Genomic DNA, 12,438 nt, shown 5'->3' with positions numbered 1-12,438 from the left:
GATTGGAGCATGCAACTTAATTCCACGGAAATTAGCGATCTAATTAAACAACGTATCGAATCTTTCGAAGTTGTTAATGAAGCTCGCAACGAAGGTACTATCGTATCGGTAAGCGATGGTATCATTCGCATCAACGGCCTAGCGGACGTGATGCAAGGTGAAATGATTGAATTACCAGGTGGCCGTTATGCCTTAGCACTTAACCTTGAGCGTGACTCGGTTGGTGCGGTAGTAATGGGCCCATATGCTGACCTTAAGGAAGGCATGAAAGTCACTGGCACAGGTCGTATTCTTGAAGTACCTGTTGGTCCTGAATTGCTTGGCCGTGTTGTTAACACGCTGGGTGAGCCTATTGATGGCAAAGGTCCTATCCAAGCCAAATTAACTTCTCCTGTAGAAGTGATCGCACCTGGTGTAATCGACCGTCAATCGGTAGACCAGCCAGTACAAACCGGCTATAAGTCAGTTGACTCTATGATCCCAATCGGTCGTGGTCAGCGTGAGCTTATCATCGGTGACCGTCAAACCGGTAAAACGGCGATGGCGATCGATGCGATCATCAACCAGAAAAATTCTGGCATCTTCTCTATCTACGTTGCGATTGGCCAAAAAGCGTCAACGATTGCAAACGTAGTTCGCAAACTTGAAGAGCACGGTGCACTACAAAATACAATTATTGTAGTCGCGTCTGCTTCTGAGTCGGCGGCATTGCAATACCTAGCGCCTTACGCAGGGTGTGCAATGGGTGAATACTTCCGCGACCGCGGTGAAGATGCACTGATCGTTTATGATGATTTGTCTAAGCAAGCTGTTGCCTATCGTCAAATCTCTCTACTATTGAAACGCCCACCAGGCCGTGAAGCTTTCCCAGGTGACGTTTTCTACCTCCACTCTCGTCTACTTGAGCGCGCTGCTCGTGTAAATGCGGATTACGTAGAAAAATTCACAAATGGTGAAGTGAAAGGCAAAACGGGTTCACTGACTGCGCTTCCGATTATCGAAACGCAAGCCGGTGACGTTTCTGCATTCGTACCGACCAACGTTATCTCGATCACTGATGGTCAGATCTTCTTGCAAACAGAACTGTTTAACTCTGGTATCCGCCCTGCGGTAGACCCAGGTATCTCAGTTTCTCGTGTAGGTGGTTCTGCTCAGACTAAGATCATTAAGAAGCTATCTGGTGGTATCCGTACGGCACTTGCGCAATATCGTGAATTGGCGGCGTTCGCCCAGTTCTCTTCTGACCTAGATGAAGCGACTAAACGTCAGCTTGACCACGGTCAAAAAGTGACTGAGCTAATGAAGCAAAAACAATACGCGCCGATGTCTGTATTTGACCAAGCTTTGGTTATTTTTGCAGCGGAACGCGGCTACTTACAAGACGTGGAAATCAACAAACTTCTCGACTTTGAAGCAGCCCTACTATCGTATGCTCGCGATCAACACGCTGAATTTGCAGCAGAGATCGACAAGACGGGTGCGTTTGACAAAGAAATCGAAGCTCAGCTTAAGAAGCTGGTTGACGATTTTAAAGCAACCCAAACTTGGTAATAGGTCGGTGGTAGTCAATACCACCAACTAATGGAGAGTAACGATGGCCGGCGCAAAAGAGATACGTAATAAAATCGGTAGTGTAAAAAGCACTCAGAAAATTACGAAAGCGATGGAAATGGTCGCGGCTTCAAAAATGCGTCGCAGTCAAGACGCGATGGAGTCGTCACGTCCATACGCAGAAACAATGCGTAAAGTGATCGGTCATGTCGCAAACGCAAATCTAGAGTACCGTCATCCGTACCTAGAAGAGCGTGATGCTAAGCGTGTTGGTTACATCATCGTTTCAACAGACCGCGGTCTTTGTGGTGGTTTGAACATTAACTTGTTCAAGAAAGCCATGATGGATATGCAGTCTTGGAAAGAAAAAGGCGCAGACGTGGAGCTGGCAATTGTCGGCGCTAAAGCGACCGCGTTTTTTAATAACACTGGAGCAAAAGTAGCTGCCCAAGTTTCAGGCCTTGGTGATTCACCAAGCCTTGATGACTTGATTGGTTCGGTCAGTGTTATGTTGAAGAAATACGATGAAGGTGAGTTGGATCGCCTGTACGTAGTGTTTAACCACTTTGTGAACACTATGGTACAAGAACCAACGATCGATCAATTACTGCCTTTGCCTAAATCGGAAAGCGAAGAGATACAGCAGCGTGAGCACTCGTGGGATTACCTTTACGAGCCCGAACCTAAACCACTACTTGATACGTTGTTAAAGCGTTACGTCGAGTCTCAGGTTTACCAAGGGGTTGTGGAGAATTTAGCGTGTGAACAAGCAGCGCGTATGGTTGCCATGAAAGCGGCAACCGACAATGCGAGTAACTTAATTGATGACTTAGAGCTTGTGTATAACAAGGCGCGTCAAGCGGCGATTACACAAGAGTTGTCAGAAATTGTCTCGGGCGCGTCAGCGGTTTAAGCTTAGGTTAACGAAATAGTTTAGAGGATTAACGATGGCTACAGGTAAGATCGTACAGATCATCGGTGCGGTAGTCGACGTAGAGTTCCCGCAGAGCGATGTACCAAGTGTTTACGATGCTCTGAAAGTTGTGGATTCAACAGAGCGTCTTGTTCTTGAAGTTCAACAACAGCTTGGCGGTGGCACAGTGCGTGCAATCGTAATGGGTAGCTCAGATGGTTTACGTCGTGGCATGACTGTGGAAAACACAGGCTCGCCAATTTCAGTGCCAGTAGGTACTAAAACCCTTGGTCGTATCATGAACGTGCTTGGTGATGCGATTGATGAGCGCGGTGAAGTAGAAGCTGAGGAAACTTACTCTATTCACCGTTCTGCACCTAGTTATGAAGAACAGTCTAACGCAACTGAGTTGCTTGAGACGGGTGTAAAAGTTATCGACTTGATTTGTCCATTTGCAAAAGGTGGTAAAATCGGTCTGTTTGGTGGTGCTGGTGTTGGTAAGACCGTTAACATGATGGAACTTATCAACAACATCGCTCTTCAACACTCTGGTTTGTCAGTATTTGCCGGTGTTGGTGAGCGTACTCGTGAAGGTAACGATTTCTACTACGAGATGCAGGAAGCTGGTGTTGTGAACATCGAAAAACCTGAAGAATCGAAAGTAGCAATGGTTTACGGTCAGATGAACGAGCCACCGGGTAACCGTCTGCGCGTTGCATTGACTGGCTTGACCATGGCGGAGAAATTCCGTGATGAAGGCCGTGATGTACTTCTGTTTATCGATAACATTTATCGTTACACCCTTGCGGGTACCGAAGTATCAGCACTACTAGGTCGTATGCCTTCTGCGGTAGGTTATCAGCCAACATTGGCAGAAGAGATGGGTGTACTACAAGAACGTATTACCTCAACTCGCACAGGTTCTATCACCTCTGTACAGGCGGTTTACGTTCCTGCGGATGACTTGACTGACCCATCACCAGCAACGACGTTTGCTCACTTGGACGCGACGGTTGTACTTAACCGTAACATCGCATCAATGGGTCTTTACCCAGCGATCGACCCATTGGATTCAACCTCTCGTCAGCTTGATCCACTTGTGGTTGGCCAAGAGCACTACGACATTGCGCGTGGCGTTCAGCAAACTCTACAACGTTACAAAGAGCTAAAAGACATCATTGCGATTCTTGGTATGGACGAATTGTCTGAAGAAGATAAGCAAGTGGTTTCTCGTGCTCGTAAGATTGAGCGTTTCTTGACTCAACCTTACCACGTTGCAGAAGTCTTCACTGGTGACCCAGGTATCTACGTATCTCTAAAAGATACCCTGCGTGGATTTAAAGGTCTCCTAGATGGCGAATACGATGACATTCCAGAGCAAGCCTTCATGTACTGCGGTGCAATCGAAGATGCTATTGAGAATGCGAAGAAGCTATAAGGCTAACTAGGAGGCGATATGGCAGAAATGACCTTTCACCTTGACGTTGTGAGCGCAGAGAAGAAATTATTCTCTGGTCTTGTTAAAACGTTTCAAGTGACCGGTACTGAAGGTGAACTTGGTATTTACCATGGCCATACGCCGCTCTTGACCGCTATTAAGCCTGGTATGGTTCGCATCGTGAAACAAGATGGCCAAGACGAGATCCTTTACGTCTCTGGTGGTATTGTTGAAGTTCAGCCAAGTACCTCTACGGTACTGGCTGACACTGCGATTCGTGGTGAAGACCTCGATGCAGCTAAGGCCGAAGAAGCAAAACGTCGCGCTGAGGAGAAAATCCAAAATCAGAGTGGCGATATGGACTTCGCTCAGGCGGCCAGCGAGTTGGCAAAAGCCATTGCTCAATTACGTGTTATCGAGCTGACAAAACAGCGTCGTTAATAAGTAAACGCGCAGTTAAAGGCGGTCTTTTGACCGCCTTTTTGTTTTTTTACCAACAAATTTCCTCTTCCCATTAACTAATTCTTTTTCTCTGTCTACAATAGCTTCATATCATCAAGGAACGCTTTGCGTATAGGATCACTATGAAGTTCAGTTCAGTTATTCTCGCGGCTGGTAAAGGCACGCGTATGTACTCTCAAAAACCTAAAGTACTGCACACGTTGGCGGGTAAGCCTATGGTGTCTCACGTCATCGATACTTGTCGAGAAATCAACGTCGATAACATTCATTTGATCTATGGCCATGGCAAAGATCAAATGCAGGCCACTTTGGCAAATGAGAGCGTTAACTGGGTACTACAAGCAGAACAGTTAGGTACCGGACACGCGGTGATGCAGGCCGCTGATCAGTTTGTCGATGACGAGCAAATTGTTGTCTTATACGGTGATGTTCCTTTGATTTCATCGCAAACGATTGAAGCTTTACTCAGTGCGCAACCTGCAGGAGGCATTGCCTTGCTCACGGTGAAGTTGGATGAGCCGACGGGGTATGGGCGTATTGTACGTCAGCAAGATCAAGTCGTGGCGATCGTTGAACAAAAAGACGCGAATGCCGAACAGTTGTTAATTAATGAAGTCAACACCGGTGTGTTAGTTGCGACAGGCCGCGATCTTAAGCGCTGGTTATCTGGACTGTCTAACGATAACGCGCAGGGTGAATATTACTTAACGGATATCATCGCTGCTGCCCATAGTGAAGGCGGTGTGATCGAAGCCGTTCATCCACAATCGACAATGGAAGTGGAAGGGGTCAATGACCGTGTACAACTCGCTTGCCTAGAGCGCCGTTTCCAACTTTCTCAAGCCCAAGCCTTGTTAAAGCAAGGGGTTATGCTACGCGATCCGAGTCGCTTTGATTTACGCGGTCAATTGCAATGTGGGCAAGATGTTGAAATCGATGCCAACGTGATCATTGAAGGCACTGTGACCATCGGCAATAACGTGACGATTGGCGCAGGCTCGGTACTGATCGATTGTGAAATTGATGATAATACTCTCGTACGCCCGTACAGTATTATCGAGGGGGCGATTGTCGGTGAGACTTGTACCGTCGGGCCATTTGCGCGTTTGCGTCCTGGGGCTGAGCTCTGTGACGATGCACACGTCGGTAACTTTGTCGAAATGAAAAACGCCCGTTTAGATCAAGGCTCAAAAGCCAATCACTTAACGTACCTTGGCGATGCGGACATTGGCCAACGAGTTAATATTGGCGCGGGGACCATCACTTGTAACTATGACGGGGCAAACAAACACAAGACCATTATCGAAGACGATGTTTTTGTTGGCTCTGACACTCAACTTGTCGCACCGGTTAAGGTCGGCAAAGGAGCAACCATTGGCGCAGGGACTACGGTGACACGCGATATCGATGACAATGAATTGGTGATCACGCGAGCGAAAGCAAAACACATTACCGGTTGGAAGCGGCCAACCAAAAAGTAAAAAAATGGCCCTCAAGGGCCATTTTTTTTATCAAGTACACCGTTATTTAGACAGAAAAAAGCGATAAGCTGAATTATCACTTTCGTCTTTGTACTGGTAATTTAACTCGCGTAAGTGCGCCGTGAAGCGATCGAGATCCGAATCTGACAGTTCAAACGCACACAAGACGCGGCCGTAATCGGCACCGTGATTGCGATAGTTAAACAAACTGATGTTCCAATGCGTACCAAGCGTACTCAAAAACTTCAACAGCGCGCCAGGGTACTCTGGAAACTCAAAGCTATACAATCGCTCTTGAAGCGGTTTTGATGGCTTACCACCAATCATATAGCGCACGTGTTGCTTAGCCATTTCGTCATCGGAAAGGTCTTCGACGGGGTAACCGCCTTCGCGAAGATCTTTGATGATGGTTTCCAACTCTTGTTGGCCGCCCTGTAAGCGCACCCCGACGAAAATATTCGCGAGCTCATCATCGCTGTAACGGTAGTTAAACTCCGTAACGGCGCGTCCGCCGAGTAATTGGCAAAACTCAAAAAATGCCCCTTCGCGCTCGGGGATAGTGACCGCCAGTAACCCTTCGCGCTTCTCACCGAGCTCACTGCGTTCAGAGACGTAACGCAAGGCGTGGAAGTTGGTATTGGCACCAGAGAGCACGGCTCCGAGTTGTTTTCCGGACAGCTGGTGTTGAGCGGCGTATTTTTTTAGCCCCGCGAGTGCGACCGCGCCCGAAGGCTCGGCAATGGCGCGAACGTCTTCAAAGATATCTTTAACAGCCGCACAAATCTCGTCACTCGACACGCAAATATGCCCGTCAAGGTACTGCTGGCAAACTCGGAAAGTTTCATCGCCAATGCGCTTCACGGCAACGCCTTCAGCAAATAAGCTGATTTGGTCGAGGACAACGGGCTCACCAGCGTCTAAGGCCGCTTTCAGACACGCTGAATCTTCGGGTTCAACAGCGATGACTTTTACATCGGGCATCAGTTGCTTCACCAACACCGCGATGCCTGCCGCCAAACCGCCACCGCCAACTTGGACAAAAATGTAATCGAGATGGCCATTTTGTTGCAACATCTCCATGCCCACAGTGCCTTGACCGGCAATGACCAGTGGGTGGTCAAACGGCGGGACAAAGGTATACCCGTGCAGTTTGGCAAGGCGTTCAGCTTCGCCTTTGGCCTCATCAAAGTTATTGCCGAATAACAAGACTTCACCGCCAAACCCTTTTACCGCATCGACTTTGATGTCAGGCGTTATTTCCGGCATGACGATGATGGTCTTGACGCCGAGCAAGCGCCCCGACAATGCCATTCCTTGCGCGTGGTTACCCGCAGAGGCGGCAATCACCCCGGCTTGCTTTTGCGCTTCACTCAAGTGAGAGAGCATGTTGTAAGCGCCACGGACTTTAAACGAGTGTACTGGCTGTCTGTCTTCGCGCTTGATAAAAATGCGATTATCAATGCGATCAGACAGGCGCTGCATGGTTTGTAACGGCGTGACGATAGCGGCGTCATAAACCGATGCGCGCAAAATATGGCGCAGATACTCTGCGCCTGTTGGATTGGTTTCACTCATGATCAATCCTCAAACATCGACGTGTCGCGCACCGCTCCTTTGTCAGCACTTGTTGCCATGCTGGCAAATGCCTTAAGCGCGAGAGACACTTTACGCTCACGAGAAACGGGTTTCCAACCGATTTTATCTTGTTCAGCGCGACGTTCTGCCATTTCTTGCTCCGAAATTTCTAGAGTGATACTGCGGCCCGGAATATCGATGGTGATGATGTCATTGTCGCGTACCAGACCAATCGCACCGCCGCTGGCTGCTTCTGGTGACGCGTGGCCAATAGACAGACCAGACGTACCACCAGAGAAGCGACCGTCGGTTAGCAGAGCACATTCTTTGCCGATCCCCATCGATTTTAGATACGTGGTCGGGTAAAGCATTTCTTGCATGCCAGGGCCACCTTTAGGGCCTTCATAGCGAATAATCACCACGTGGCCGGCTTTTACTTTACCGCCTAAAATGCCTTCAACCGCATCGTCTTGGCTTTCAAAGACAATTGCTGGGCCTTGGAACTTCAAGCTGCCTTCGTCTACCCCAGCGGTTTTGACAATACAGCCATCAACCGCGATATTGCCTTTTAGCACCGCTAGGCCACCGTCTTGGCTAAAGGCGTGCTCGCGATTGCGGATACAGCCTTCTTTGCGGTCGTCATCCACTGTGTCCCAACGGCAGTCTTGTGAGAATGCTTGCGTGGTGCGAATACCGGCCGGTCCAGCGCGGTAAAAGTCACGGATCTCAGGTGATTGGGTTTGGATAATATCGTATTGAGCCAGTTGCTCTTTCCAGTTCATACCTAAGATGGTACGCGAGTCAGAATTCAGCAGTCCTGCGCGATCGAGCTCGCCTAGGATACCCATGACACCGCCGGCGCGGTGGACGTCTTCCATGTGATACTTAGGCGTTGAAGGCGCCACTTTACACAAATGAGGGACTAGGCGAGACATGCGATCGATGTCATTCATATCAAAGTCAATCCCGCCCTCTTGAGCGGCAGCTAAAAGGTGTAAAACGGTGTTGGTTGAACCGCCCATGGCAATATCAAGCGCCATGGCGTTTTCAAAGGCCGCTTTATTCGCGATATTACGCGGCAATAACGCCTCTTCATCTTGCTCGTAATAACGGCGCGTGATATCAACAATACGGCGACCGGCGTTGAGGAAGAGTTCTTTACGGTCTGCGTGGGTGGCCAGCATAGAGCCATTACCAGGCTGCGATAGACCGAGTGCTTCGGTCAAACAGTTCATGGAGTTTGCAGTAAACATACCAGAGCAAGAACCACAGGTTGGGCATGCTGAGCGCTCAATCTGTTCACTTTGTTCATCAGAGACGGTTGGGTCGGCCCCTTGGATCATAGCGTCAACCAAATCGAGTTTGATCAATTGATCCGATAATTTCGTTTTACCCGCTTCCATTGGGCCACCAGAAACAAAGATCACAGGGATGTTGATACGCATTGCTGCCATCAGCATTCCCGGAGTGATTTTGTCACAGTTGGAAATACACACCATGGCATCAGCACAGTGGGCATTGACCATGTATTCCACAGAGTCGGCAATCAAGTCACGCGATGGCAAAGAGTAAAGCATGCCACCGTGACCCATTGCGATACCGTCATCGACAGCAATGGTGTTAAATTCTTTCGCGATACCACCGGCTTGTTCGATTTCGCGGGCAACCAATTGGCCGAGGTCTTTAAGGTGAACGTGACCAGGAACAAATTGAGTAAATGAGTTAACTACGGCGATAATGGGTTTACCAAAGTCATCGTCTTTAACGCCTGTTGCGCGCCATAATGCGCGAGCACCGGCCATGTTGCGACCGTGAGTGGTTGTAGCGGATCTATATTTAGGCATTTGAGATGACTCCTTACTTCTCATTCTCTGGGTAAACGTAATCTAACCAGCCCCATTTATCTTCGGTGGTGCCGTTAAATAAGCCAAAGTAGGCTGTTTGTAAATCTTCAGTAATCGGGCCGCGAGCACCGTTGCCCACTTCAATTCTGTCAACAGATCGCACCGGCACAATTTCAGCTGCGGTTCCGGTCATAAAGATCTCGTCAGCGAGGTAGAGTGATTCACGTGCAATGTTCGCCTCTTGTACTTGGTACCCTTTGTCACGGGCTAAAGTCATAATCGAATCACGGGTAATACCTGGCAAAATGGCGCTGGTGGTTGGCGGGGTTAAAATGACGCCATCTTTGATAACGAAAATGTTTTCACCTGCACCTTCAGACAGGTAACCATCGACACTGAGTGCAATCCCTTCATCGTAGCCATGACGACGGGCTTCACCACCAATCAGTAGTGAAGACAGGTAGTTACCGCCTGCTTTGGCGCCTGTTGGAATGGTGTTTGGCGCTAGGCGATTCCAGCTTGAAATCATTGCATCAACACCGTTTTTCAGTGCTTCTTCACCGAGGTACGCTCCCCAAGGAAATGCTGCAATGATTAAGTCCATCTCAGTATCGGCTGGTGGACAGACCCCAAGGCCGACATTGCCGACAAACGCCAAGGGGCGAATGTAGGCGTCGTTGAGTTTGTTTTGGCGCAGGGTTTCGCGCGTTGCTTCCATGATTTCCTCAGCGCTGTAGGGAATGGGGAAGCGGTAGATTTTCGCTGAGTTAATTAAACGCTCGGCGTGTTCTTGGTGGCGAAAGACAATCGGTCCTTTTGGGGTGTTGTAACAACGAACGCCTTCAAAGACGGAGGTCCCGTAGTGCATAGCGTGTGTCAAAACGTGGACATTGGCCTCGGCCCAAGGTTTGAGCTCGCCGTTGAACCAAATGTAGTCTGCAGTTGTGTTTGCCATTGTTGTTGCCTTCCTATGCACTTACTTGTTTTTGTAAATTATTATTGGGAAGTTGATCGTTAGGGATTTTGATCACTTCCACGGTTTTGATGTCCCAAAGTTTTTCGATCTGATTGACCAAAAATGAAATAGGGCGATCACTGTCGACAATGATTTCCACACTGGCGACGTGGCTCGCGTGGTTTTGCGTCGCCGCAACTTGCTTGATAATAAAGCCGCGGTGGCGAGTGACTCGCAATACGCGTTCAAGTAAAACCGGTTTGTCGTCAGCTTTGATGTCTAATAAATAACGTTCCATGGCTCATTCGTCTCCTAGGTATTCTCTAACATATCACTGTTTGAGGCACCTGGTGGAACAAGTGGCCAAACATTTTCTTCTTCGTCGATAAGAACATGCAATAAATAAGAGGTTTTACTCGCGAGCATTTCTTGCAATGCGGGTACAACTTCTTCTTTGGTGGTGATGGTTTTTCCTGGTATATCAAACGCTTTGGCAAGGGTGATGAAGTCCGGGTTATCATCCAGGATAGTTTCACTGTGGCGACCGTCGAAAAAGAGTGATTGCCACTGACGTACCATGCCCAAGCGCTGGTTGTTGAGTAGTACGATTTTAACTGGGATTTGGCGGCGCTTTAACGTGCCCAGTTCTTGTATGTTCATCATAAACGAGCCATCGCCCGTAATGAGGATCGATTGATCGTCTGGGCGCGCAACCGCCGCTCCCATGGCTGCCGGTAAGCCAAAGCCCATGGTGCCCAAGCCTGCCGAGGTAATGAAATTTTGTGGTTCGCGAGGTTGAATGTGTTGCGCCGCCCACATTTGATGCTGACCCACGTCGGTCGATACCATGCTGGAATCAGGCATCATGTCCGATAATTGCTTGAGCAATAGTGGCGCATAAATTAAATCACCAGGGTGGTCGTAGCGCCACTTAAAGCCGCTGCGCAAGCTTTCGCTGTGGTGTAGCCATGGCGTGATGTCTTGAGTGAGCTCAAGGCGAGGCAAAATGTCGGTAATCTCGCCGCGCAATGGGGCATTCGCGTGACGCAGTTTGTTGAGCTCCGCGGCATCAATGTCAACGTGGATGACTTTGGCGTTAGGTGCAAACGTGTCGAGTTTGCCGGTGACTCGGTCATCGAAACGGGCGCCCACTACAACGAGCAGGTCCGATTCTTGTACCACAAGGTTCGCCGCTTTCGTGCCGTGCATCCCGAGCATACCTAAGTAATGAGGGTCGTGACGCTCTATGGTACCTAAGCCTTTAAGAGTGCTGACGACTGGCATAGGGTTAAGTCGTAAAAACTCTCGTACACATTGCGTGGCTTTGGCGAGTTGAACACCGCCACCGACGTAAAAAACAGGGCGTTTGGCTTCAGAGAGTAGAGTCTGTGCTTTTACAACGGCATCGTTATCAACAGAAGGGAGAGCGGGGATGGTAACAGGGGGAAGTTCGCTAGTCGGGGCTTGGCCAAGTTGGACATCTTTTGCTATATCGACAATAACAGGGCCTGGGCGTCCGGTTTTAGCGACTTCAAAGGCTTCGGCTAAGGTTGGCGCTAACTCTTCGATGTCGGTCACAAGGTAGCTGTGTTTGGTACACGCTAATGACATACCAATCACATCCATTTCTTGGAAGGCGTCGGTGCCGATGTGAGAGCTGGCAACCTGGCCGGTGATCGCGACGACCGGGATGGAGTCGAGGAAGGCATCAGCAAGGCCGGTCACCAAGTTAGTGGCTCCTGGCCCTGAGGTGGCCATGCAGACGGCGACATCTTGAGTGGCTCTGGCCATACCGATGGCGGCCATGGCGGCACCTTGCTCATGGCGACAGAGGATATGTTCGACTCCGCCGTCGTAAAGGGCATCGTATATGGGCATGATCGCCCCGCCTGGATAACCAAAGACGGTTTCAATGCCTTGTTGTTTTAAGGCGGATACAACTAATTCAGCACCTGTCATTGCTTACTCCCGTCTGTGGTGTGGTTGTGTTTGTTTGGCACATGGTGTGCGCTCCCATTCTTCCTGTCATTTTTATTATGGCCTTTTTGAGACCCAATTTTTCAGTTGTAAAAAAACCCCCGGACTTTTCAGTGCGGGGGTTTAGAAATTCTTATGTTTACTTATCGCCCATAAGACCCCGCGCGGTGCCAATAATGACCACGACAATCAGGAGTACCAGTGAGTTAATTAGGGCAATTGGGTTCATTTGTTACTTATTT

At 49.1% G+C, this 12,438-nt stretch carries 10 protein-coding genes; 5 read left to right on the top strand and 5 right to left on the bottom strand.

The window, feature by feature from the left end:
- The first annotated feature begins 9 nt into the window (after positions 1-9).
- The 5 genes from atpA (at position 10) to glmU (ending at position 5,845) form a co-directional block, all read left to right on the top strand.
- On the top strand, positions 10-1,551 hold the full coding sequence (atpA, locus tag AB0763_RS13200; protein WP_306102265.1) for a F0F1 ATP synthase subunit alpha: 1,542 nt from the start codon (positions 10-12) through the stop codon (positions 1,549-1,551).
- A gap of 43 nt (positions 1,552-1,594) precedes the next feature.
- Positions 1,595-2,464: a F0F1 ATP synthase subunit gamma gene (gene atpG / locus AB0763_RS13195; RefSeq protein ID WP_306102264.1), complete on the top strand. Its 870-nt coding sequence runs from the start codon at positions 1,595-1,597 to the stop codon at positions 2,462-2,464.
- Positions 2,465-2,498: 34 nt separating this feature from the next.
- A complete protein-coding gene (atpD, locus tag AB0763_RS13190; RefSeq protein WP_306102263.1) occupies positions 2,499-3,902 on the top strand; it encodes a F0F1 ATP synthase subunit beta in 1,404 nt (467 codons plus the stop codon).
- Positions 3,903-3,920: 18 nt separating this feature from the next.
- Positions 3,921-4,343 carry a F0F1 ATP synthase subunit epsilon gene (locus AB0763_RS13185; RefSeq protein WP_306102262.1) on the top strand — a complete coding sequence of 141 codons (423 nt, stop codon included), beginning with the start codon at positions 3,921-3,923 and terminating at the stop codon, positions 4,341-4,343.
- A 143-nt stretch (positions 4,344-4,486) separates the two neighbouring features.
- Positions 4,487-5,845: a bifunctional UDP-N-acetylglucosamine diphosphorylase/glucosamine-1-phosphate N-acetyltransferase GlmU gene (gene glmU / locus AB0763_RS13180; RefSeq protein WP_306102261.1), complete on the top strand. Its 1,359-nt coding sequence runs from the start codon at positions 4,487-4,489 to the stop codon at positions 5,843-5,845.
- 42 nt (positions 5,846-5,887) lie between these two features.
- Here the strand turns inward: glmU and ilvA are convergent, their stop codons facing one another.
- The 5 genes from ilvA to ilvG are packed head-to-tail and all read right to left on the bottom strand — an operon-like array spanning position 5,888 to position 12,178.
- Positions 5,888-7,420, bottom strand: coding sequence for a threonine ammonia-lyase, biosynthetic (ilvA, locus tag AB0763_RS13175; RefSeq protein ID WP_306102260.1), 1,533 nt, complete (start codon positions 7,418-7,420; stop codon positions 5,888-5,890).
- Positions 7,421-7,422: 2 nt separating this feature from the next.
- Positions 7,423-9,264, bottom strand: a complete 1,842-nt coding sequence (gene ilvD / locus AB0763_RS13170) for a dihydroxy-acid dehydratase (protein ID WP_306102259.1) — start codon at positions 9,262-9,264, stop codon at positions 7,423-7,425.
- A gap of 13 nt (positions 9,265-9,277) precedes the next feature.
- Complete coding sequence (locus tag AB0763_RS13165; protein ID WP_306102258.1) at positions 9,278-10,219, bottom strand: branched-chain amino acid transaminase; 942 nt, start codon at positions 10,217-10,219, stop codon at positions 9,278-9,280.
- Between the two features lie 13 nt (positions 10,220-10,232).
- Entirely contained in the window at positions 10,233-10,517 is a 285-nt protein-coding gene (ilvM, locus tag AB0763_RS13160; protein ID WP_306102257.1) for an acetolactate synthase 2 small subunit, read from the bottom strand.
- A 14-nt stretch (positions 10,518-10,531) separates the two neighbouring features.
- Positions 10,532-12,178, bottom strand: a complete 1,647-nt coding sequence (gene ilvG / locus AB0763_RS13155) for an acetolactate synthase 2 catalytic subunit (RefSeq protein ID WP_306102256.1) — start codon at positions 12,176-12,178, stop codon at positions 10,532-10,534.
- Positions 12,179-12,438: the final 260 nt, after the last annotated feature.

This window comes from Vibrio sp. HB236076, assembly GCF_040957575.1.
Classification (GTDB): Bacteria; Pseudomonadota; Gammaproteobacteria; order Enterobacterales; family Vibrionaceae; genus Vibrio.
The sequence above is the reverse complement of the archived record's forward strand: the minus strand, read 5'-3'. Positions and strand labels throughout refer to the sequence as shown.